This is a genomic window from Dictyoglomus sp. DH (assembly GCF_055181375.1).
The window spans coordinates 1,108,372-1,132,864 of sequence record NZ_CM143706.1 but is presented as its reverse complement, the minus strand read 5'-3'; the positions used below and the strand labels follow the sequence as shown (position 1 = coordinate 1,132,864).

Sequence of the window (24,493 nt, the reverse complement as noted above, 5' to 3'; positions counted from 1 at the left end):
TTTACCTTCCTATCATAAATATCTCTTTAATTTTTTCTACAAAAAGAAACAATAGATTCTTATCAATTATATTACCAATTAAATACCCTAAAAGTAACATAATGATTAGAAATAAGGTTCTCCAAAAACCAATAGTAAGAATAAGGATTCCTAATATTAAAAATACTAATGAGAAAATAAATCTATATTTATAATTTTTTACCCTTTCAAGATTCATCTACTTACCCCTTTTTGAAGGAACTACATCATCAATTATTACGTTTATTTTTTCTAAGTTCAAAGGTAAAACACTTTCAAAATAAACTTTTAATCTTTGTTGCATCTCATTAACAATTCTTGTTATATCTGCACTCGCAGGAATTTTTATCCTCAAAGTAATATATATTTTATCTTTTATAATTTCAATCTCAGGTCTTATATCTTGAATTTCTGAAAAATATCCAGCTATCTCTCTGATAGAACTTTTAATACCATTAACAGAAATCATTACATCACCTAAACCTGTTCTATTTCCTATAACAACAGAAGTTTTCTCTCTATTTATAATTAAAGCAAAACTTGATGAAAAAGCAAGAACAAAAAGAATTATAAACAAAATAGCAGAAAACAAAAAACCAGGTCCCTTAGCCCAATTTATTATACTTAATGCTAATTCCCATTTAAAAAGTCCAAGGATTAAAATAAGATCAATAAAAGAGAAAATTAACAAAATTATAGAGTAAATAATAATTTCATATCTATTAAGTTTCATTTCTTCTCCTCCTTATCTTTTTTACCTATCAATACTCCTTTTATAATAACATTCACTTCCCTTACATTTAATCCTGTCATACTTTCTATCACTTCCTTAACATGGGATTGAACTTCTCTTGCAACTTCAGGAAAAAAAACATTTTGTTTTACATAAATAGGTATCATTATGTATACATCTTTCTCATACAGATCAATTTTTATACCCCTTCCAAGAGGTATACCCGATACAAGTTTCATAAATGAAGAAGAAGGCTCTCCTACTTGAGCGACACCTTCTACCTCTTGAGCAGCAATACCCGCTATTACAGAGATAACCCCTTTTGATATATTTACCGTTCCATATGAAAGTTCTTCTTTCATAGCTTATCACCACTCTCTATTTTATCAAAAATTAATCCTCTACTAACACCCTTCTTGATAAAAAGTTAGTAGAATAGTCTCCTTTTATAAATGAACTGTTATTTAGTACTTTTAAATGAAGAGGGATTGTCGTTTTAATTCCTCTCAAAACAAATTCCTCCAAAGCCCTTTTCATCCTTATTATAGCCTCATTTCTATCTTTTCCCCAAGTTATAATCTTTGCCAGTAAAGAATCATAAAAAGGTACCATTTCATAACCCTCATAAAGATGAGTATCAATTCTTACAAAAGGGCCTCCTGGAGGTATATATTTATCTATTTTTCCAGCAGATGGAGCAAAATTATTATCAGGATCCTCAGCATTAATTCTACACTCTATAGCATGTCCTCTTAATGTTACTTCTTTAAAATCTAATTTCTCTCCAGCTGCAATTAGTATTTGCCATTTTACAAGATCAATACCAGTTACCATTTCTGTTACAGTATGTTCTACCTGAATTCTCGTATTTACTTCCATAAAATAAAATCTCCCATCTTTGTCCAAAAGAAATTCAAAGGTTCCAGGACCCACATACCCAACCTTATACGCCCCTCGAATTGCAGCTCTACTCATAGCTTCTCTCAATCTTCTATCTACTACTGGGGAAGGAGATTCCTCAATTAATTTTTGATATCTTCTTTGAATAGTACAATCTCTTTCACCAAGAGAAACAATATTACCATAAGCATCTCCCATTATCTGTATCTCCACATGTCTTGGTTCTTCTATAAACTTTTCAATGTACACGCCAGGATTTCCAAAATTTTTCTCAGCCTCCAATTTAGCAAGTCTTATATTTTTTACCAATTCCTCAGGACTGTATGAAATCCTCATTCCTTTACCGCCACCACCAGCAGTAGCCTTTATAAGAACAGGAAAACCTATCTCTTTAGCAATTTTTACTGCTTGTTTTTCATCCTCAACAAGTCCTTCAGACCCAGGTAGCAAAGGAACACCTGCTTCTTTCATTATTTTTTTGGCTCTGGCCTTGTCCCCTAAACTTTCAATAACTTCCTTTTTAGGACCTATAAACATTATACCGTGGTCTTGACAAATTTCAGCAAATCTTGATGATTCTGCTAAAAAACCATATCCTGGATGGATAGCATCAGCATTTGATATTAAAGCGGCACTAATAATGTTTGGAATATTTAAGTAGCTTTGTGAGGCAGGAGGTGGGCCTATACAGATTGCCTCATCTGCCATATATACATGAAGAGATTCTTTATCTGCTTCAGAATATACAGCTACTGTTTTAATGCCTAATTCTTTACAAGCCCTTATAACTCTAACAGCAATTTCTCCTCTATTTGCAATAAGAACTTTCTTAAACATTGCTCTCTGTATCTATTAGAAAAAGTTTTTGTCCAAATTCCACTGCCTGACCATTTTCAACTAATATTTTTTTAACTCTTCCTCTTACATGACTCTTTATCTCATTCATTAATTTCATGGCTTCAATTATACATACTGTTTGTCCTGGCTCTACCAAATCACCTTCTTCAACAAAAGGAGGGGCGCCTGGAGCGGGGGAACGATAAAAAACTCCAACCAAAGGAGCAGTAATATATACACCTTCCTCAGCAACCTCTTTTATGGCTTGTAATTTTTCAACTTGAGATTCTACCTGAGGTGATGAAATAGAAACAACATAATCACCTCTTCTTAAAACCAATTTATTTTCTCCATTTTCTATTATCAATTCTGAAAGATTACTCTTGTTAAATAGACATATTAACTCTTTTAACTCTTCTAAAGACCATTCTTTCATAGTAATACTCCTTTTTTATTAAAACTCATTATTAAAATCTATGCTCTTTCAACATATTTTGCATAACGAGTATCCACTACAACTTTATCTCCAATTTGTATAAATAAAGGGACCTGTATTACTAATCCCGTTTCTAATTTTGCAGGTTTTGATCCACCCGAAACTGTATCTCCTCTAAGACCTGGATCAGTTTCTATAACCTCTAAAACAACTGTAGTAGGAAGCTCTATACCAATAGGATTTCCTTCATAAAAAAGCACACTAACGATAGTTCCTTCTTTTAAGTATTTAATTGCATCTCCTAATTGCTCCTCAGTGAGCATATGTTGTTCATAGGTTTCATGATCAATAAAATAATACTCATCTCCTTGTTTGTAAAGAAATTCTGCTTCTCTTTTATTAATAAAAGCTTGAGGAACATATTCATCTGATTTAAATGTTCTTCTCAATACATTTCCTGTTTTCAAGTTCTTTAATTTTACCCTGACTGTTGCCTGACCCTGAGCCATATGTACATGTTGGTACTCAAGTACTATATATATTTCTCCATCTAATTCAATAGTAAGGCCAGGATAAAAATCATTTACTGAAATCATCTTCTTTATTACCTCCCTTTCCCTATATTATTATAAGTTCGTTAGTAAAACTATTTAATATAGTTGCCTTTTGCTCTTTAACAACCACCATATCTTCAATCCTTACCCCAAATCTTCCAGGAATATAAATACCAGGTTCAACAGTAACTACCATATTTTTCTTTAGAATCCAATTTCCTTTTGGGGATAACCTTGGTAATTCGTGTATTTCAAGTCCTACACCATGCCCAAGACCATGACCAAAATAATTTCCATAACCATTTTCTTGAATTATATCACGAGAAACTTTATCTACAAAACTACTTTCTACACCTTCTTTTATTATTTCTTCTGCCTTTTTTTGTGCATCAAAAACGATATTGTATACTAAAAGTTCTTCTTCAGTTGGGTTCCCGATATACACGGTTCTTGTAATATCCGAATGATATCCCTCATAAATAGCCCCAAAATCAAATACAATAAACTCATTACAATATATCTTTTTATTGCTTGCCTTTCCATGAGGAAGTGCAGCCCTTGGTCCTGATGCCACAATTGTATCAAAAGCTATTTTCTCACTACCTTTTTTTGCCATTTGATACTCTAATTCTATTGCTAAATCTCTTTCAGATATACCTGGCTTTATAATTTCTAATACTTCTTCAAAAGCCCTCTCTGCAATTTTCAAAGCTGTTTTTATTTTTTCTATCTCATTTTCATCCTTAGTCATTCTCATCTCTTCTACCCAATTTTCTACTGGAATCAATTCAATATTCAATAAACCTTCAATCAACTTTTTATACTTAAAGTAATTGAATGATTGTCCCTCAAAAGCTATTCTTTTAAAATCCTCTTTTTTTGAAAGATCCTTTAAGAAAGAGAATAAATTCACATCACCATTGATAAGAACAGGCTCTACTATATTAACTTCCTGATGTACTTGTTCCCAATACCTTGAATCTACTAATATGTAACCCCCCTCCTTTAAAAGCACAAGTTCAGCTGTTGAGCCCGTAAATCCTGTAAGGTATCTAATATTCACTATATTACTAATAATAACCCCATCTATCTCTTCTTTATTTAGTTTGTTTTGTATTTCTCTAATTCTTGTATTCATAAAATATTTATCCTCATTTTGTCTTATTCTATCGTCTTAGGAGTTATAAGTATAATAAGCTCCTTCTGAACATTTTGAGTCTTTCTTGCTTTAAAGAGCTCTCCAAGAATTGGAATATCTCCTAAGAGTGGTACCTTAGACATACTTTCAATTTCTTCTTGTCTTAACAAACCACCTAAGGCAAGAGTTTCACCATTCTTCAAGTTAACTATAGTTTGTGCTTCTCTAGTCGATATTACAGGTACATCTCCTTCCTTTCCTGCATAACCACTTATTGTACTAACCTGAGGCTTAATATTTGCAGTAATAGTACCATCAGGATTTACAGTTGGTGTTACCTCAAGTATTATTCCTACATCTATATATGTAATTGATCTATTACCTTGAGCATCATAAGATACCAATGGTACCCTGTCACCTATCATGATTCTTGTAGCTTTACCACTTATAGTTGTCATACTTGGTTGAGCAAGTATTTTAGCTTTATTTTGGGTCTCTAAGGCCTTTATAGTAGCAAGTACACTTTCAGGATTTATAATACTTAACTTCAGATCTTGCCAACCAACATTAGCTTCTATTTTAATACCTGTACCTATATTTTGTGTACCCCACGCTATACCTATATCCTTTACATTTTCTCTTGATACTTCTACTATTTGAACATCCACTTTTACTTGTGGGGTTGGCTTATCAAGTTTTGCTATCATATTTTCCACAGCTGTAACTTGGTCTACAGGGCCCTGAACCAACAAAAATCCTGAGGTTTGATCATAATAGAAGGATACATCTTTAGCAAGACCTGAAACCACAGATTTTAATGTATCCAAGGATATATATTTTAACTTATACTCTTTTGTAATAATTTGTACTCCCTCTTTAGCTGTTACAACTGGTGGTACATAAGGTCTAACATATGTCACAACACCCATTTTTTCAAAAGTTATATTTCCTATTCTACTCAATATATCAATAGTATCTTGTAACTCTACCCTGTTTAGATAGAGATCTACTTCTCCTGCTACCTTTGGATCTATCACAAAGTTAATATCTGCTTTCTTACCAAGCTCCCTTAATACTTCCCTTATATCTGCCTTCTTCAAATCACAACTTACATATATCTTCCCTTCTTCTTTCTCTACACTTAATAACTCCTTCGCTACTACTACCTCTTCCCCTTTCCTCTCCACATCTATCCTGCTTATTAGATCATCAAGTACCTTCAAGTCCTCTTCCTTTCCTTGGGCTATTAATAACCTCGTCTTACTATCATAACTTAAGCTTATGTTCTTTACTAATGCCCCTCCTACTCTCTCTATGTCTGATATGTCTATATATTTCAATACATATATCTTCGTCTTCGCTGTCTCTACTGGTACCGCTACCTTCTCCTCTTGCATCTTCACATAGGTCACTTTATCATCTCTCGTTATGCTTATCTTCGCTGCCTTCTGGAGTATGTTCAATACCTCCGATAACTCTACCCTATTTAGATAGAGATCTACTTCTCCTGCTACCTTTGGATCTATCACAAAGTTAATATCTGCTTTCTTACCAAGCTCCCTTAATACTTCCCTTATATCTGCCTTCTTCAAATCACAACTTACATATATCTTCCCTTCTTCTTTCTCTACACTTAATAACTCCTTCGCTACTACTACCTCTTCCCCTTTCCTCTCCACATCTATCCTGCTTATTAGATCATCAAGTACCTTCAAGTCCTCTTCCTTTCCTTGGGCTATTAATAACCTCGTCTTACTATCATAACTTAAGCTTATGTTCTTTACTAATGCCCCTCCTACTCTCTCTATGTCTGATATGTCTATATATTTCAATACATATATCTTCGTCTTCGCTGTCTCTACTGGTACCGCTACCTTCTCCTCTTGCATCTTCACATAGGTCACTTTATCATCTCTCGTTATGCTTATCTTCGCTGCCTTCTGGAGTATGTTCAATACCTCCGATAACTCTACCCTATTTAGATAGAGATCTACTTCTCCTGCTACCTTTGGATCTATCACAAAGTTAATATCTGCTTTCTTACCAAGCTCCCTTAATACTTCCCTTATATCTGCCTTCTTCAAATCACAACTTACATATATCTTCCCTTCTTCTTTCTCTACACTTAATAACTCCTTCGCTACTACTACCTCTTCCCCTTTCCTCTCCACATCTATCCTGCTTATTAGATCATCAAGTACCTTCAAGTCCTCTTCCTTTCCTTGGGCTATTAATAACCTCGTCTTACTATCATAACTTAAGCTTATGTTCTTTACTAATGCCCCTCCTACTCTCTCTATGTCTGATATGTCTATATATTTCAATACATATATCTTCGTCTTCGCTGTCTCTACTGGTACCGCTACCTTCTCCTCTTGCATCTTCACATAGGTCACTTTATCATCTCTCGTTATGCTTATCTTCGCTGCCTTCTGGAGTATGTTCAATACCTCCGATAACTCTACCCTATTTAGATAGAGATCTACTTCTCCTGCTACCTTTGGATCTATCACAAAGTTAATATCTGCTTTCTTACCAAGCTCCCTTAATACTTCCCTTATATCTGCCTTCTTCAAATCACAACTTACATATATCTTCCCTTCTTCTTTCTCTACACTTAATAACTCCTTCGCTACTACTACCTCTTCCCCTTTCCTCTCCACATCTATCCTGCTTATTAGATCATCAAGTACCTTCAAGTCCTCTTCCTTTCCTTGGGCTATTAATAACCTCGTCTTACTATCATAACTTAAGCTTATGTTCTTTACTAATGCCCCTCCTACTCTCAAAATATCTTGTAAATCAATATACTTAAGAACATATAATTTAGTTAATATAGGCTGAACCACTGTAGGAGCTGTTTGTATTTCCTTAGGTTTAACATAATAGGTCTTCCCTACTTTTTCCATATCAAAATTGGCAAGCCTTTGTAAAATAGTAAGAACTTCATCCAGTGGTACTTTATTTACAAATAGATCTACACTTCCCGAAACCTTTGGATCTATTACAAAATTAAATTCAGTTTTCTTTGCTATCTCTTGGATTATATCCCTTATATCAGATTTTCTAAGATCTGCAGTAACATAATAAATATCATTAATTTTATCTATTTTAACAAGTTCTTTTATCTCTAAAATAGGTACTGAAGGGGCTTCACCCTTAGGTACACTTACTATTATGAATCCACCTTCTCTTATCTCATATGTGTATCCTAAACTTCTAATAATAAGATCTATCGCTCTATCTAAGGAAACTTTGTTTAAGGTAAGATATAAACCTCCAGAAATATCTTTTGAAAATATTATATTCCTACCCGTTTTTTGTGCTATTTCTTGAAGAATATCTTTAATATCCTCTCCCTTCGCATTAAGAGAAACAAGATATGTATCTTCAAACCTTTCAACTTGAACCTTACCTACTCCCTTTGTTTCTGCAACTTTTTCAGATGGTATATCTAAAATTTTGATAGCATTCTCTATCTTCGGAAATTCTGTTGATGGAGCTGAAACTATTAGCCAATTTCTCGTATCATCAGAATCAAAAATTGCAGTCTTAGAGGTTTTAGATAGAATTTCCTTAGCCTTTTGGCTTTCAAAATATCTAAGTTGATATACTTTTGTAACTAAATCTCTACTTTCAATTTTTTGAAGTTTATCAAGGTTTGCTACAATAATCACTTCTCCTTGTTGCACATATCCAAGATCTGATGATGCAAGTAAAGCGTAAAAAGCATCTCTAAATGGAATATCTTTCAAATAGACACTTATTCTTCCTTGGACACCAATATCCGTTATTATATTAAGTCCAGCCAACTGCCCCATTGCTTTTAAAACATCCCTTATTTCAGCCCTATCAAAAGAAACTGAAATCTTTTGCTGGAATTTATCTTTTACTTCTACAGGCTTAGGAGGTTCCAATTTGGTTTCTACTTTTTGTTCTTGTTGTACTTCTCTGGTTTTTACCTCAGTTATCTTGGGAGTTTCTTCCTTTCCTGGTAATTCTATTGTCTTTTGACTTACAGTCTTAGTAGTTATTGGAGCAACCTTACCTAAAACCTCTTCTGTCCCTATATATATTTTATTATCAGCTGATCTTGCAGATATAGCAGGAAAAGAAGTCTTCAAGTCGATTACTACCCTTGTAACAAACGGTTTAGTACTAAATTGAGAAATTCTAATTGAAATAATAGGACTAGAATTTACAGATATAACCTTAGAACCTAGTTTATTTACTGTATTTGTTAAATCAATCACAAATCTTAAAGGATTTTTAAGGAGTAAGCTTTTAAAATCTGGGGCTTTATTAGAAAACTCCAACACTATAAGATTGGGCTTATAATTCTTATCAATCTTTATATTCAAAAGAGTATTTTCTATTGAAGAAATCTGTTTAATAGATGAAGTTTCTTCTTTGGAATAAGCATCTGAAGGACTTAGTGTAATTTTTAAAATTCCAGAAGTAGAAGTAACTGAATACTTAGGTAAGGATCCTACAAAATTTATTACAAGTATAGTATTATTTTTATTTTGAGAGAGTTCTAAATTAGTCAAAAATCCTTTATTTATTTCAACACTTTTTGATACTGTTTTTATCTGAGTATCATAAAAAGTTACCACAATTTTTGAGGCAGATTGTTTAATATCATATTTGGGTACCGAAGTAGTTGAAAAATAAATATTTATATTTATGGTACCACCACTACCATCTTCTACTTGAATTCCCACTAAACTTTTTAAACTATTTTGAGCAACTATCCCCCCAATTAACAAAAAGTTTATAAACAGAATCAAAGAAATTAATTTTCTTATGTAAGACAAACTATTCACCTCCCAGTTTAATATTGGTTGTTTCTTTTCCTTTCCTTAAAACTACCGTATTTTCCAAGATCTTTTCCAGATATATATCCCCCCTTAACAATTCTCCTTCTCTTATGATATAGCCCCTATCACCTTCTTCAATAATTGCATAACTTTTATCCCTACTTCTTATTATTCCTGTAAGCTTAAAATTACTATACCAAGATCTAGTAACAGAAGAAGATTGCGGTACTACAGAAATTCTAGCCGTCGCTTGAGGTAAAGACGATATCTTAGGCTGTGGTTTTGGATTTAAGTCAATAACAGGTAAAAAAGGATTACTTCTTCCTAAAGCAACATTTGAATAAGTAAAGACCACTCCTATTTGTTCAGTAAAAGTTTCCAAAATTTCGGTAAAAGTATAAGTCTCTGTTGTAGTTTTTGCCCTAGGTGTTGTTATAACAGGTTCCTCTTGGGGAGTTAATACATAATTTGCCACAATATAGTATCCTCCAATCGCACCTACAATAATAAAAAGACTTATAAGGACTATTAATCTTTGTTTTGGATCATTAAATATACTTTTAATATCCATATTTCCTCACCTATTTAATTATAAATGTAGACAATATGAAGGAAAATTTTAGTTCTTTAGCAGTTGTATCTACAGGATCAATTTTTAAATCCTTTAAAAGAATAATACGAGGTGCTGTCTTTAGCTTAGCTAAAAATAAGAGAAATCCACCATAGCTACCTTGTAAGTCCACACTATAATTTCTTTCTTCATAAAGAGGTTTTGGAGCCTCTTTTTTCCCCTCTTGTGAGGTAGGCTGAGGTTGTTCTTGTGCTTGAATTGGCTTAAAACTATTTACAGAAAGCTTTGATTCTTTACATATGGTCTCTACAAAAGCTAAAAGATGAGGAAGATCTTCCTTTGTAGGTAACTTCTGTTGTAATTCAGCAAATTTCTGCAAAGATTCTTTAAATTTCTCCCACTCTTCTAAGCTCTTTTTGTAATTCAGCTGATACTTAAGAAGCATCTGACGATTATTATCAATGCTTTCCACTAATGTGCTTTTTTCATTCTCTAAAGATTTATATACAAGAAAGTAAAATCCAATAACAATAACAAATAAAAAAATACCTACAATTATCCATATATTTATATTTGGTTTCATCTTTCACCCCTCTTATACTGAGCAGCTATCCTAAAATTAATAGCAATAACTGGAGGCTGTCCAACCTTCTGAGCAAAACCCAAGGTAATTTTATCCATAAGATTGGTTTTTTCTAATTGATCTAAAAAAATTGCTATATCTTTGTAGCTTACAGCAAATCCCTCGATATTTACATTATCTGAAGAATCTAAGCTAAAACTTTTAATCCAAAGATTTTTAGGAGTAATTCCATTTATAGTCTCAAAAATATCAACCCAAGATATCTCTTTAGAAGAAATCTCATTTAATAAATTTATCTTTTCTTCATATTGTTTTTTTATGTCTTGCAATTTTTGTAATTCTTTTATTCTTATTTTAAGATCATTTATTTGGGCTTCAAGAGAAGTATTTTCGTTTCTTAAATTATTAACTTCAGATGAAAGATTAAAATAAAGAACAATCTCTCCAAATAGAAGTAATATCCCAATCACAGTAATAAGAATACCTAAAAAGGGAATTCTTATTGCCTCTTTTTTCTTAGCTTCCTTCGGTAAAAGGTTAATCTTAAACATATTCCTACATCCTTCCCCAGAAAAATAGTCCTATAGGTACTACCCAAGAAGAAAGATCTTCTAAAAATGATTTATCTTGCTTTTTTGCATTTACTATTACGTCAGAGCTAAGAGTCAATGGGGCTACTTCTGATGGTACATTTAAGAGAGCCTCTAAAAGATCCACAAAATCTTTATTTTTAGCATTGCTTCCCATAACTATAGCTTGATCTATATGTTCCTCTGGAAACTGTAGAAAGAAAAAATTAATAGATTCTTGAATTTTTCTTACAAAATCTTCCAAAATAAAAGACTTTGTAAGCTCATCTACTCCTTCTTCATGTGGATTCCATTCTTCCATAATAGTGCTTCTAAAAAATATGGGTTGATTATCCTTTATCACAACAAATTCTGCAATATTATCGTGAGTATACAAGAACAAGGTATTACCCTTAGGAAGCTCTTTTCTATTAAATACTACTGATCTTACAGCCGAAAAAATACTTATATCTACTACCTCTAAATTTAGCCCTAAGGATTTTACTATCTCCAAATATGGATTTATGATTTCTTTTGGTACTGCAACCAGCATTACTCTACATTCTTTACTTCCTTCCCTCTCTATTACATCAATAATCTCTAAATCGTACACTATATCTTCCTCAGAAAATGGAACATACCTATCAAGCTCCCATTTTATAGCCTCTCTAAGTTCTTCTTCTGGCATATAAGGAAAATTAAAAAACCTTACCACCACATTTAAAGATGGTATAGCTATATATGTTTTTGGGTTCTTTATTCTCAATGTTTTTAAGTCCTTTCTAAGAGTTTCTATTATTTTTGAAATATCTAAAGGTTGACCTCCTTGAAAGATGTCAGATGAAAAAACATCAGAAATTGCATTTTTAAAGACTACCTTCTTATCCTTTCTCCTCCCCCCATATATTAATCTTACAGGATTTCCAAATTCAATACCCAAAATAGGCTCTTCTGAAGAAAATAAATTAAAAATCCCCATCTTTCCCTTCCTTTCAACCTCTCCCTGAATAAGATTTTATTTTAATACAAAAGATATAAATAGACAACTCTTTTAAAATTCATTCCATGAAAGAATCTTTAATTTTGTCTTTGTAGCTTTTACTACATTTGTTATGCCATGAGATTGCATGATACTTTCGATATAACTTCTATTGTGTTTTATAGTACTATTACCTCCAATTCTTACAGCCTCACCTATACTGGTACCTTCTATAATAGGATCTCCAAATATAGAAAGATCATCTGTAACAGAGTCAACTTTTGCTGCATATAATATCCCCCTTATTTTATTCCCAGTACCTGTAATCTTTACATCTCCTTTTACAATAACCATCCCTTGAAACTCAACATTCCCAGCCATCCTAGCATTACCATCTATATATATCACCAACGTCCATGTCAACCAAGTATTAGTGGCAGAATTGTACCAATTATGATTACTCTTTGCATAATCAACTAAATTCTTTAAATCTATATTTCCCCCTGATCTGTAAAGACCCTGCGACATAGCTACACTTTTAAGATAATCTTCATTCAAAGTTGGCATAGAAAGGGAATTATCATTTGCAATAACGTCTATTCCTAATACAGGAGAATAAGAACCATTTATAAGTGGAGGATTACTTAAATCTACAGGACCATTAGAATATATTGCAGTATCAAAAGTCCCATCAGGCAATCTCTCTCCTTCAATAACTGCAGCTTTTCCAGAAAAATTAACAGAGGTTCCTGCAAAGACTGCAAATTTAAATGGATCAAGAGTTATTTCAGTATTATTCCCATATACTTCAAGTTTCCTAATAACCCTATAATTATCTATGGATGGTACATAGCCTTCACATCTTATCTTATATATGGGATAATCGATTAAAACTCCCCCTGAATTTAATTTTGATAAGGTATATGAAACAGTAACATTATATTCACCAACAGATATAGAACCTATATTATAGCTAAATTTAAATAAATCTCCGTTAGTATAAGTCATTGTATAGGATAATAGATTACTACTGTTGTCTATTCTTCTTAAAGTAAGGGTCAAAAATGCTAAATCTGGGTTAGAATTTATTATATAAAAAGCTTGTTGAAGTCCTGATTGAGCTAAATAAAAGGCTTGATTACTTTCAAGAGTCCTCCTTGTAATAACATTTTCTGAGGGTATAAGTTGAAGAATAATTAACCCCAATACAAATATAAAGATAACGATACTCATTAATATCACTAATTGTCCCTTTTCTTTATTATTAGAAAACATTTTTTTCTTCCCCCTATTTTAAGTAATAAGTGTTTTTTATAGGGAGAAACATTGAAAAAGTCAAGGTATAATCAACAACATTATCTTTATTTCCGTCAAATTTAAGTACCACTTGAATAACTTGAGCATTCCTTGGAGAAACAATATTCCCAGAATCATCATAATAAAAAAATATAGGAGATATAACCTTGAAATCACTTTCTGTTAGGGGATTATTACCTACCCATAAGTTCCCCTGTTTTACTTGTCTTCTGAGAATACCATTATTATCTATATAATATCTTATAGTAGATAATGTAGACGAAATAGGATTAGTACTAAAGTCATAATAAGTATAACTAAATATTAAATTACCACCATCTGAAGTACTATCAATAATAGATGCTTTTTTAACTTCCCTAATAAGTCTCTCTGCCACTAATCTTGCATTTCTTTGATATTGTATCTTTTTATTTATAAACTGATATCCTAAGGAACCTGTGGTTAAGAAACTCACCACAAGAGCAACTATTATAAGGGATATGGAAACACCAATTAAAAGTTCAATTAAAGTAAAGCCCTTTTTCATAATTTAGCCCTAAAAAATTCAATTCTAAATTCTTTATTTTCTTTACCTTCAATCCAAGATGCTTCTAATCTTATGAATTTTCCCCATGTAAGAGTATTATCTATTGTACATGTAATAGTATATACCATGTTTTTATACTTTACAACCTTAGGATAATTAGAAGTTATATAGCTATATAAAATAGTATAACTTTTTGAAAAAATCAACTCTGCCTCTTTTGAAAGGATATAGTTAGCTCTAACAAGATTTTCTACCTTTGGAGCATTATAAAAAGTTACAAAATACATTTGTAAAATTCCTACAAGTACTATTAAAAGTACCATTCCAGCTATCAATGCCTCTAATACACTAAAACCACTATATTTACTAATCTTCTGGCATTTTATCACTTATATATATCCTCCCTGTAGCAGGAGTTACTACTATATATTTTCTCATATTTTTATACCTTATTATAACAGTTCCCCCTGAAGAAGGAATTCCCAGCCTATTAAAGTAAACATACTCATTTACTCCAAAAACTGAAGAAACAAGATCTATATTTTCTTCTCTCAGATCAATTATTTTCGTTATTTTATAAAAATTACTTTTTTTATCATAACATTTTAAAACAATCTTGTCTATGGGAGGAAAGAAAAATAAAATGTTTGGAGTACCCTCATCACAAGAATATGCACTATCTCTAAGTTCTACAAGCTCTTTTAATATTAATATAGCACAACTATTCAGATTAGCTCTATCTAAGCTTGCAATTGTAACATGGAAAGAAATATAGGATAAAATTCCAATAATAATAACAGTTATTAAAAGTTCTAACAGTGTATATCCGTTTAAATTTGTCATTTAATAAAAAAAGAAATATAAAGATTTATTATAGACTCTCCCCAAAATAAAGATATGAATGATCCCGAGATTAGAAAAGGACCAAAAGGTATAGCAGTTTTTAAGTCTTTATTTTTAAATAGCAAAATAAAGACGGATATAACACTTCCTAAAATGTAACTCAAAAATAAAGCTAATAAGGATAGTTTTAATCCAAGAAAACTTCCCAAAAAAAATCCCAACTTTATATCTCCCTGTCCCATGCCTTCTTCTTTTAATATTAAAAGAGCACCTAAATATATTAAAAGTAATATTCCCCCAAAAACAATGCTTCCTAAAATGCTTTGGTAAATCTTACCTTCTAATAAAGAGAGAAAAAAACCTATTCCTAAACCAGCAAAAGATAAAACGTCAGGAATCAACATATGTTCGATATCTATAAAAAAGATTGGCAAAAGGAATGAGAAAAGTATTAATATTTTTAAACAGTGAAAAGACCATCCATATACCCAAAAAGATAGGGCAAAAAATATTGCAGTAAGGGTCTCAACCAAGGGATATCTTATAGAAATCTTTGCTCTACAGTATCTACATTTCCCTTTAAGAAATATATAACTGAAAATAGGTACAAGGTCCTTCGGTGCTAATTTATGATTACAAGAAGGACAACGAGAAGAAGGAAATAAAATAGATTCTTTTCGAGGAAGTCTATATATCAAAACATTTAAGAAACTACCGACAGCACTCCCAAGCAAAAAAAACCAGATAGTAAAAAGAATCTTAAATAACATTTATTTATCCTCCTATAAGGCTTTTTTGGTATTTATCTCGTCCGAAAGCTTGTTAATAATGACATTAAGTTCAAAAACCCCTAAATCTTGATTATGGGTTCTTACACTTACCTTCCTTTCTGCCTTTTCCTTATCCCCTACTATAAAGATATAGGGTATTTTATTATTTATAGCCTTTCTAAGCTTATAATTCAACTTGGCTTGATCTAAATCAACTTCTACCCTAAAGTCATTTTCTTTTAAAATCTTAGCAATCTCTAAGGCATAATCTTCATGCTTTTCTGATATAGGAAGAATAGCAATTTGAACAGGTGCAAGCCATAAAGGAAATCTTCCACCATATTGTTCTATAAGAATACCTATAAATCTTTCATAGGAACCTAATATTGCTCTATGTATCATAACAGGTCTTTTCTTTGTTCCATCAGAAGCATCATAGGTTAAATCAAATCTTTCTGGCAAATTAAAATCCACTTGAATTGTAGGACCTTGCCATCTTTTTCCAAGTAACCCCCTTAACTTTAAATCAATCTTAGGACCATAAAAAGCACCTTCACCTTCAGCAACTTGATAACTAACCCCTACACTCTCTAAAGCATTTTTAAGAGCTATTGTTGCTTTTTCCCATATTTCATCAGATCCAATATATTTTTCGGGTCTCGTAGAAAGAGTAATTTCATATTCATTTAAGCCAAAACTTTTTAACATAAAAAATACAAAATCTAATACTCTTTTAATCTCATCTTCCAATTGTTCTTCTGTACAGAAAATATGTGCATCATCCTGAGTAAAACCTCTGGCTCTCTCAAGTCCATATAATACTCCTGATCTTTCATATCTATAAACAGTTCCCATTTCAAAAAATCTAAGAGGTAAATCCCTATAACTTCTTACAGTAGACCTATATATAAGAACATGTCCTGGACAATTCATAGGTTTTACAGCATAATCTTTTTCGTCTACTTGTAAAAAAAACATATTTTCTCTATAATTATCCCAATGACCTGATATTTTCCACAAATCAGCTTGCATTAAATGGGGAGTAATAACTGGTAAGTAACCTCTTTTTAAATGTTCTTTTCTTTCAAATTCTTCAATAATCAGTCTTAATAAAGCTCCTTTTGGTGGATAAAAAATTAAGCCTGGACCAGCTTCTTCAAAGGTATTAAATATCCCAAGTTCTCTTCCTACTCTTCTATGATCCCTCTTTAATGCTTCCTCCCTTTCTTTTAGGTAATCATTTAATTCTTTCTCAGAAGGAAAAGATATACCATAAATTCGTTGCAACATAGGATTATTTTCATTTCCTTTCCAATAAGCACCAGAAGTACTTAATAACTTTATAGCTTTTACTTTTCCCGTAGAAGGTAAATGAGGACCCTTACAAAGATCTATAAAATTACCTTGTCTATAAAAAGATATTTTTTCTCCTTCTGGTATTTCCTCAAGAAGCTCTAATTTAAAATTCTCTTCTAATTCTTCTAATAATTTTCTTGCTTCATCCCTTGTTAACTCTATTCTTTCTATAGGTATATCCTTCTTTATTATCTCCTTCATTCTTTCTTCTATTTTTTCTAAATCCTCCTGAGTAAAAGGAGTGTCTTTATAAAAATCATAATAAAACCCTTCTTCTATAGCAGGTCCAATTCCTAATTTAACCTCTGGAAACAATTCTTTTACTGCATGAGCCAAAATATGAGAAGAAGTATGCCAATAAATACTTTTCCCCTCAGCATCATCCCAATCCACAATTTCCACTACACTACCAAAAGGAGGAATTATCTTCAGATCAGTTAAAATACCATTAATCCTTGCTCCTAATATTATATCTTCTAAACCTTCTTCCCTTAATGCATCCAGCAAACTGCCTTTTTCCTCCCAACTTTTATTTTTATATACCATTTTCCAAATCATAATATTCCGACCTCCCGTTTAATTTTTCACTATTTATTCTACAAATAAAAAAGCTCTCGTCCCATTAAAGGACGAGAGCTCCCGTGGTTCCACCTTAATGGATCTAAAAAAGATCCACTCTTGATCTTTAACGGAATCACCCGTCATTGCTTACTTTTCCATTAATGGAATTTCAACAGGAAGCTACAAGGTGGTTTTCATCTATTTCAGATATGGAAGACTTCCAGCTTCTCGTCTTCTTCTCTGTATATCTGAAATAGATTACTTTCCTTTTCTTCGCTTTTTCTTTTATGGTGGGCGCGGGTGGGATTGAACCACCGACCCCTACCGCGTCAAGATAGTGCTCTCCCACTGAGCTACGCGCCCTTACAATGCAAAATTATAACTTTTCTTGTTCTTCGATGTCAAGTTGTATGGATGACAAAAACTTTTGTAGTATAATTATTGCTGACTGCTTATTCTTAATAATCTTTCTATCCTTTCTTTTAACATTAGCCTCTATTAAAATCCTCTCTACCTCCATAGTAGTGAATCTTTCATCTACTAAATAGGTTTTGATTTTAAATTTTTCTTCTATTTTCTTGGATAATTCTTTTATTTTTTCTGTTTTCTCATTCTCATGTCCTCTTAAGCTTATCGGATAGCCAATCACTATCCCTTCAATATCATATCTTTGAAGTATACCTTTGAGATAGTCGAAAAAGGATTTTTCGTTTTTAAACTCTATAACATCTAATCCTTGAGCTATAACCCCTAACGGATCAGAAATAGCAAAACCTATATATTTTTCTCCCCAATCTATTCCAAGATATCTACTCATTTGTTTTTGAAATAATCCTTCAAATATTCCTTAATTCTTGTGATATCTATTTTAGGAATATTAAACTGTGCTAATGTATCCCTTCCTCCACCTCTTCCTTTAAACTCTTCTGTTATTACTCTTACTATATCTTTAGCAAGAATATTTCTATCTACTAACTTAGGACTTATCATAACTGTACCTGTAAAACGTCCATCAATCTCTTTAAGAAAAACTATAACAAGATTTTCTTTTTTACTCTTTAAATAATCTCCCAATCTTTTTATAGCCTCATTATCCATGTCAACAATTTCACAAAGTATAGCTATATCCCTAATCATCTCAATTTTATTTAGTAAATTAGAGGATTCTTTTTTAATTATTTCTTCCTCTAGATTTTCTATCTTTTTATCTTTTTCTTTTAACTCTGAAATTAATCTTTCAATTCTTAAAGGTATTTCTTCCATATTATTTGCACCTAATAAATCCATAGACTTTTTAAGAATACTTTCCTTTTCTTTCTGATATTCCCAAGCTTTAATTCCACATACTGCAAATATCCTTCTTATTCCACTCCCAATTCCTTCTTCTCTGAAAATGTAAAAACTTCCTATCTCTCCCGTATAATCTACATGAGTACCACCACAAAGCTCCATACTAACATCCTCAATTTTAATGACCCTAACATCCTTCTGATACTTTTCAGTAAATAAAGCTATTGCTCCCATTTTTCTTGCTTCATCTAATGTAGTCCAAAATTTTTCAACTTTAAAATTTAATAAAATATTTTCATTAATTTCTTTCTCTATAAGCCTCAACTCATCATCTGTTATAGGAGAATGGTGAGTAAAATCAAATCTTAAAAATTCTGGAGAAACTAAAGATCCAGATTGCATAATATGATTACCTAAAATCTTCCTAAGAGCTGAATGTAATAAATGGGTGGCAGTATGATGTCTCATAGTATGATATCTTCTTTCTTTATCTACTTCTGCCTTAACCTTCATCCCTTCCTTAAAGATTCCTTTAACTACTTTTCCTTTATGAAGAATAAATTTATCTCCAAGTTTTCTTACATCAGAAACTATTACCTCCACATTATCATTAAATACCTTGCCAGTATCTGCAACTTGACCTCCACTTTCTGGATAAAATGGTGTTTTATCTAATACAAAGTATACTTCTTCCTCTTCTTTTATTTCTTTATTATGTTTATTTCCCAAGAAAAAAAGAACGTTACTTTCAGAAGAAAGAGTATCATATCCTACAAATTCAGTGTTAGGAATCTCCCTTAATTGATATACCTCATCATCGGATAATGATATGAATGTACTTTCAAGTTTTTCTTGAGTAGATAATCTTGCTTTCTCTCTTTGTTTCTCCATTTCTTTATTAAATCCTTCAATATCAACTTTAAATCCTACCTCTTCTGCAATTTCCTGCGTCAATTCAATAGGAAAACCATAAGTATCATAAAGTTTGAAAGCAAATTCACTATTAACAACTTTACTTGTAGATTTTCTAAAATAATCCTCCAAAAGATTAAGACCTTGCTCTAAGGTTCTTATAAATTGCTCCTCTTCTTTGATAAGTACTTTCATAATATAGTCAGATTTTTCTTCCAATTCAGGATAAGCATCTCCCATTATTTCTACAACAGTAGGCACAATTTTGTAAAGAAAAGGCTCTTTCACTCCTAACTTATAAGCTCTTCTTAATGCTCTTCTTATTAACCTTCTCAAAACATAGCCTCTTCCCTCATTAGTAGGAACCACACCATCACTCATAAGAAAAGTTATAGCTCTAATATGATCTGAAACCATTCTTTCTGTAACCAAATCAGAATCCTTAATAATTTCTTTTACCTTTTGAATAATTGGTTGAAAAAGATCTGTTTCAAAAACATTACTAACATTCTCAACAACCGTTACTATTCTCTCAAGTCCCATTCCTGTATCTATATTTTTCTGAGGCAGAGGTGAAAGTTTTCCCTCTTCATCCATATAGTAAGCCATAAATACTAAATTCCATATCTCCATAAAACGATCACAAGGATCACCTGGCTTGCAATTTTCTTCCTCCTTAGATTTGGGACCAAAATCATAATATATCTCAGAACATGGACCACAAGGTCCCGTGGGTCCTGGAGGACCCCAGAAATTATCCTCTTTTCCTAATCTTACTATTCTTTCTTTTGGAATTCCCATTATTTTATTCCAAATTTCAAAAGCCTCATCATCTTCCTCGTATACAGAAATCCAAATTCTTGATAAAGGAATCTCTAATTCTTTCGTCAAGAATTCATAAGCAAAACCAATCGCTTCTTTCTTAAAATAATCTCCAAAAGAAAAATTACCAAGCATCTCTAAAAAAGTTAAGTGCCTTGGGGTAAGGCCGACCCTTTCTATGTCTGTAGTTCGAAAACATTTTTGAACTGTGGTAATACGCCTTTTAGGTGGTATACCTTGCCCTAAAAAATATGGTTTAAAAGGAACCATCCCAGCAGTGGTAAAAAGTAATGTGGGATCATCTGCAGGAACTAAAGATGCACTGGGTAAATGTAAATGGCCATTTCTAACGAAATACTGTGTAAATTTCTCTCTTATTTGTTGGCTTATTCTCATTTCTACAACCCCTCTAATGAAAGAATTTTTTAAACAATTATTAAAAGCCCCGCTGTGCCGTGATGCCGAAGTCCTTGTGCCCCGTTCCACAATTTTGAGGCCTACCCTGCTTGGTTATGTAGCTCTTTAAGAGCCGCAATCCCAAGTCAGGAGATCAGCCTCCTGAAACAAGGTGTTGAGCCAGGACCACAGCATACACCACGCACACAGCAGGGCTTTCTAAATTGAATATACCACAAAACCAAACAAATTTCAATTACAACCCTATTTTTGTGGTAGGGTTACTTTCTGAAGTAGCACAGAAAGTCTAATTTTCACCATAACTAAAATCTGCGGGTTAGCTTTATCACCTAAATCCTCAATAATCTTGTAAGTTCTTATAGCATCAATGATATTGTCTTCTTCTTCGTAAATAGTGGCTAAAATATACAAAGCATTTGAATTATTTTTATTCCTTTCAAGTACTTTCTTGATATCTTTTTTAGCTTTATCAAATTTACGTAATCTTTTATACTCTAATGCTCTGTGTAAATAAAACCTATCTTCCTCACCACTTATAAAAAGCCCCTTTTTAAAGGTTTCTTCAGCTTCCTTTATTTTTCCTTCTTCTTCTTGAATAATCCCTAAAACTATGTATAACTCCTCTTTATCTTTATATTTTTTGATTTTTTCATTCAATAATTTTTCAGCCTCTCCGTATTTTTTAGCTGCCATAAACTTATAACTTTTATCAATAGCTTCTAAGATCTCTTCAGCAGGTGTCTTATAATTTAAAGCTATAAAAATAATTAGCCCGATAGTAATAATAGCAATAACACTTCCTAAAAAAATTCTTTTTAATTTTCTTTTCCTTTTTTCATCTACTATTTCAACTATGTGCCACCACCAATATTCTTTAGGATAAAGATTAGATTTGTCCTTTAGTCTATTACTCTTTCTCATTATCTTATACAAAGAATTTATATTCTTCTTTAATTCACCATCTATTTCACTCAATCGAGAAAGCTCTGGATCAATTGTAACATTTAATTTTTTCAGATCAATAAGCAATTCCTCTACTTCTTGTCTTAATGTCAAAAATTTTTCAATATATGACTCACTTTCTTTAAAATCAGGTACTATAAGTCTTCCAGAAATCTTCTTCAACTCTTCTAATTTATCCCTCAATTTTTCTAGAGGACTTTCTTTCATTATTTATCCTCTTTTATAGTTATTAAAACTACTGCAACTGCATATTTATGAGTATGAGAAATACTCACCTTTATATCTTTAACTCCTTTTTGAAGAGCAAATTCAAGAGCTTTATTCCTAAGATTAATCTCAGGCTTTCCACTTATTCCGTAAAGAATTTCCACATCTTTCCAATCCCAACCTGAATATCTCACACCAATGGCTTTTATAAAGGCCTCTTTGGCTGCAAAACGCGCAGCCAAAGAGGGATATAAATCTTTTTTCCCACTTAATTGCTCTAACTCTCTTAAAGAATATATCCTTTCTTTAAATCTTTTATATTTTTCACATAATTTCTTTATTCTTTCTATCTCAACAATATCTAAACCTACCTCAATAATCACATTCTCCATATTATCTATTCTACCGTAACTGATTTTGCTAAATTTCTTGGCTGATCTATTTCTCTACCTAAATTATTAGCCATATAATAGGCAAAAAGCTGTAAAACAACAGCAGCTAAATATGGGTAATAAAAAGGATCAATATTAGGCATAGGAATCAAATCGTCTACCAAATTTAATAATTTTTCATCCTTTTCATTACCTATAGCTATAATTGGAGCTTTACGTGCCTTTGCTTCTTCTAAATTATTTACCATTTTAGAATAGGTCTCATCTTTATATACCAAACCAAAAACAGGAGTATCAGAATCTAAAAGGGCAATAGGACCATGCTTCATTTCTCCTGCAGGAACCGCCTCAGCATGTATATAAGATATCTCTTTAAGCTTCAATGCACCTTCCAAGGCTAATGGATAATTTTTACCACGAGCAAGATATAGAAAATTTCTTTTCAAATAATATTTATCCGAAATATTTTTTACAAGATTCTTTACACTATCTAAATAGTTTTCTAAATAAGTGGGCAGTAAATTCCAATTATCTAAATTAATATTTTCTTTTAAAACTTTAGCTTTTATATAATCTTTTAATAGACCTAACCATATTAATTGAGCTATAAAAGTTTTTGTAGCTGCTACCCCAATCTCAACTCCAGCTTTAAGCCCTATTACATAATCGCTTTCCCTTGCAATAGTACTTTGGGTATTATTCACTAAAGATAAAACTTTAAAACCTTTCTCTTTCAAATTTTTAACTGCTGTAATCACATCTGCTGTCTCACCAGACTGACTTATAGCAATAAAAAGAGTATTTTGAGGAACCTTTAGCGATCTGTAATAGATCTGTGATGCGAGTTCTATATCTACAGAAAAAGGAAGCTCTGATTCCCATAGAAATTTTGCAAAATAGCCTGCATGATATGATGTACCACAAGCAATTATGAAAGTATGTTGAACTTTATCCCATTCAATATTACTCTCCTTTAACTCTTTAATTTCAAAAACATTATCGTACCTTTCTAAATTAGAAATAATTCTTCTTGCAACAGAAGGTTGTTCAAATATCTCTTTAAGCATAAAATGAGGGTAACCATCTTTCTCAGCCCTTATATTATCTTGGGGTATTTTTATTGGATTAATTGTAATTAATTTACTCTTATCACCAGTCACATGGAATATCTCTACTTTTTCGGGAGAAACCTTAGCAAATTCATTATCTTTTAAAAAATAAAAAGTATCTGTATACATACCTAAAGCAGGAATATCAGAAGCTATAAAATTCTCTCCTTTTCCATATCCTATAATCAGTGGACTTTGCCTTCTTATAGCAAAAAGTTCTCTATTTCTTCTCTTATCCATAACTAAAAAAGCAAAGGATCCTTCAAGTCTTCTGAAGATTTCTTCAATAGCCTCCTCTAAGCTAAGTTTTTCTTCTTCTAAAAGATACTCTAAAAGATGAACTGAAACTTCAGTATCTGTTTGACTTAAGAATTTATGACTTTTATTCTCTAAAAACTTTTTTACCTCTTTGTAGTTTTCAATTATTCCATTATGTACTAAGGCAATATTTTTTAAACAATCCACATGAGGATGTGCATTTTCGTAAGTAATACCACCATGAGTAGCCCATCTAGTATGACCAATACCAATATTTGAAATAGTAGAAAAATCTAAACTATTCTTAAGGTCTTGTACTTTTCCTACCACTTTTTTAATTTCTATCTCTCCATTTTTTATATAAGCAATACCAGCTGAATCATAACCTCTATACTCTAATTTCTCGAGACCCGATATTATATAAGGCAAAGAATTATTACTTCCTGTATATCCAAAAATACCACACATCTTTCTCCTCCTCCTTAAATTTTTCTGGGAGAAGGAGAATGTCCCTATAGCTACTTAGGGACCTTTTGTCCTGGTAGTCACCCACCAGTTTTGTGAGTCCCCTTAAGGCAGGTAGCTACTGCCTAGAGGCATCCGCCGAAAACC

Annotated in this window: 23 protein-coding genes, 1 tRNA gene and 1 other annotated feature; all 24 genes read right to left on the bottom strand. The window is 32.0% G+C overall.

The features are described from left to right. Position 1: 1 nt before the first annotated feature. Positions 2-217, bottom strand: coding sequence for a DUF2273 domain-containing protein (locus ACY3JJ_RS05495; protein ID WP_463091153.1), 216 nt, complete (start codon positions 215-217; stop codon positions 2-4). Next, a complete protein-coding gene (locus ACY3JJ_RS05490; RefSeq protein WP_463082184.1) occupies positions 218-751 on the bottom strand; it encodes an Asp23/Gls24 family envelope stress response protein in 534 nt (177 codons plus the stop codon). Beyond that, complete coding sequence (locus ACY3JJ_RS05485; RefSeq protein WP_463082185.1) at positions 748-1,113, bottom strand: Asp23/Gls24 family envelope stress response protein; 366 nt, start codon at positions 1,111-1,113, stop codon at positions 748-750. The genes ACY3JJ_RS05490 and ACY3JJ_RS05485 overlap by 4 nt, the downstream gene beginning before the upstream one ends. Before the next feature lie 31 nt (positions 1,114-1,144). Beyond that, positions 1,145-2,488 (bottom strand): acetyl-CoA carboxylase biotin carboxylase subunit, encoded by a 1,344-nt coding sequence (gene accC, locus ACY3JJ_RS05480; RefSeq protein ID WP_463091152.1) that lies wholly within the window; start codon positions 2,486-2,488, stop codon positions 1,145-1,147. Next, complete coding sequence (gene accB / locus ACY3JJ_RS05475) at positions 2,481-2,924, bottom strand: acetyl-CoA carboxylase biotin carboxyl carrier protein (RefSeq protein WP_463091151.1); 444 nt, start codon at positions 2,922-2,924, stop codon at positions 2,481-2,483. The genes accC and accB overlap by 8 nt, the downstream gene beginning before the upstream one ends. A gap of 38 nt (positions 2,925-2,962) precedes the next feature. Beyond that, positions 2,963-3,520, bottom strand: a complete 558-nt coding sequence (gene efp, locus ACY3JJ_RS05470; protein ID WP_463091150.1) for an elongation factor P — start codon at positions 3,518-3,520, stop codon at positions 2,963-2,965. A gap of 22 nt (positions 3,521-3,542) precedes the next feature. After that, positions 3,543-4,616 (bottom strand): aminopeptidase P family protein, encoded by a 1,074-nt coding sequence (locus ACY3JJ_RS05465; RefSeq protein WP_463091149.1) that lies wholly within the window; start codon positions 4,614-4,616, stop codon positions 3,543-3,545. A 23-nt stretch (positions 4,617-4,639) separates the two neighbouring features. Further along, positions 4,640-9,433: a secretin N-terminal domain-containing protein gene (locus tag ACY3JJ_RS05460; protein ID WP_463091148.1), complete on the bottom strand. Its 4,794-nt coding sequence runs from the start codon at positions 9,431-9,433 to the stop codon at positions 4,640-4,642. A 1-nt stretch (position 9,434) separates the two neighbouring features. Further along, on the bottom strand, positions 9,435-10,007 hold the full coding sequence (locus tag ACY3JJ_RS05455) for a hypothetical protein (RefSeq protein ID WP_463091147.1): 573 nt from the start codon (positions 10,005-10,007) through the stop codon (positions 9,435-9,437). A 10-nt stretch (positions 10,008-10,017) separates the two neighbouring features. Then, positions 10,018-10,590 carry a type IV pilus inner membrane component PilO gene (locus ACY3JJ_RS05450; protein ID WP_463091146.1) on the bottom strand — a complete coding sequence of 191 codons (573 nt, stop codon included), beginning with the start codon at positions 10,588-10,590 and terminating at the stop codon, positions 10,018-10,020. Next, a complete protein-coding gene (locus ACY3JJ_RS05445; protein ID WP_463082193.1) occupies positions 10,587-11,141 on the bottom strand; it encodes a PilN domain-containing protein in 555 nt (184 codons plus the stop codon). Before ACY3JJ_RS05445 ends, ACY3JJ_RS05450 begins: the two co-directional genes overlap by 4 nt. A 4-nt stretch (positions 11,142-11,145) precedes the next feature. Further along, positions 11,146-12,138 carry a type IV pilus biogenesis protein PilM gene (gene pilM, locus ACY3JJ_RS05440; protein ID WP_463091145.1) on the bottom strand — a complete coding sequence of 331 codons (993 nt, stop codon included), beginning with the start codon at positions 12,136-12,138 and terminating at the stop codon, positions 11,146-11,148. 72 nt (positions 12,139-12,210) lie between these two features. Further along, on the bottom strand, positions 12,211-13,413 hold the full coding sequence (locus ACY3JJ_RS05435; RefSeq protein ID WP_463091144.1) for a hypothetical protein: 1,203 nt from the start codon (positions 13,411-13,413) through the stop codon (positions 12,211-12,213). Between the two features lie 13 nt (positions 13,414-13,426). Beyond that, on the bottom strand, positions 13,427-13,981 hold the full coding sequence (locus ACY3JJ_RS05430; protein ID WP_463091143.1) for a PilW family protein: 555 nt from the start codon (positions 13,979-13,981) through the stop codon (positions 13,427-13,429). Beyond that, positions 13,978-14,370, bottom strand: a complete 393-nt coding sequence (locus tag ACY3JJ_RS05425; RefSeq protein ID WP_463091142.1) for a type IV pilus modification PilV family protein — start codon at positions 14,368-14,370, stop codon at positions 13,978-13,980. Before ACY3JJ_RS05425 ends, ACY3JJ_RS05430 begins: the two co-directional genes overlap by 4 nt. Next, positions 14,348-14,824: a type II secretion system protein gene (locus ACY3JJ_RS05420; protein WP_463091141.1), complete on the bottom strand. Its 477-nt coding sequence runs from the start codon at positions 14,822-14,824 to the stop codon at positions 14,348-14,350. The genes ACY3JJ_RS05425 and ACY3JJ_RS05420 overlap by 23 nt, the downstream gene beginning before the upstream one ends. Beyond that, on the bottom strand, positions 14,821-15,594 hold the full coding sequence (locus ACY3JJ_RS05415; RefSeq protein WP_463091140.1) for a prepilin peptidase: 774 nt from the start codon (positions 15,592-15,594) through the stop codon (positions 14,821-14,823). Before ACY3JJ_RS05415 ends, ACY3JJ_RS05420 begins: the two co-directional genes overlap by 4 nt. A gap of 12 nt (positions 15,595-15,606) precedes the next feature. Continuing rightward, positions 15,607-17,508, bottom strand: coding sequence for a threonine--tRNA ligase (gene thrS / locus ACY3JJ_RS05410; protein WP_463091139.1), 1,902 nt, complete (start codon positions 17,506-17,508; stop codon positions 15,607-15,609). Positions 17,509-17,572: 64 nt separating this feature from the next. Continuing rightward, positions 17,573-17,794: a binding site (T-box leader), on the bottom strand. Positions 17,795-17,799: 5 nt separating this feature from the next. Beyond that, positions 17,800-17,874: transfer RNA gene (locus ACY3JJ_RS05405), tRNA-Val, on the bottom strand. A 13-nt stretch (positions 17,875-17,887) separates the two neighbouring features. Beyond that, a complete protein-coding gene (ruvX, locus tag ACY3JJ_RS05400) occupies positions 17,888-18,328 on the bottom strand; it encodes a Holliday junction resolvase RuvX (RefSeq protein WP_463091138.1) in 441 nt (146 codons plus the stop codon). Next, positions 18,325-20,931, bottom strand: a complete 2,607-nt coding sequence (gene alaS / locus ACY3JJ_RS05395; protein WP_463091137.1) for an alanine--tRNA ligase — start codon at positions 20,929-20,931, stop codon at positions 18,325-18,327. Before alaS ends, ruvX begins: the two co-directional genes overlap by 4 nt. Before the next feature lie 264 nt (positions 20,932-21,195). After that, complete coding sequence (locus ACY3JJ_RS05390) at positions 21,196-22,122, bottom strand: tetratricopeptide repeat protein (RefSeq protein WP_463091136.1); 927 nt, start codon at positions 22,120-22,122, stop codon at positions 21,196-21,198. Continuing rightward, a complete protein-coding gene (gene acpS / locus ACY3JJ_RS05385) occupies positions 22,122-22,514 on the bottom strand; it encodes a holo-ACP synthase (protein ID WP_463091135.1) in 393 nt (130 codons plus the stop codon). The genes ACY3JJ_RS05390 and acpS overlap by 1 nt, the downstream gene beginning before the upstream one ends. Before the next feature lie 5 nt (positions 22,515-22,519). Beyond that, complete coding sequence (gene glmS / locus ACY3JJ_RS05380; RefSeq protein WP_463082205.1) at positions 22,520-24,349, bottom strand: glutamine--fructose-6-phosphate transaminase (isomerizing); 1,830 nt, start codon at positions 24,347-24,349, stop codon at positions 22,520-22,522. Between the last annotated feature and the right edge of the window lie 144 nt (positions 24,350-24,493).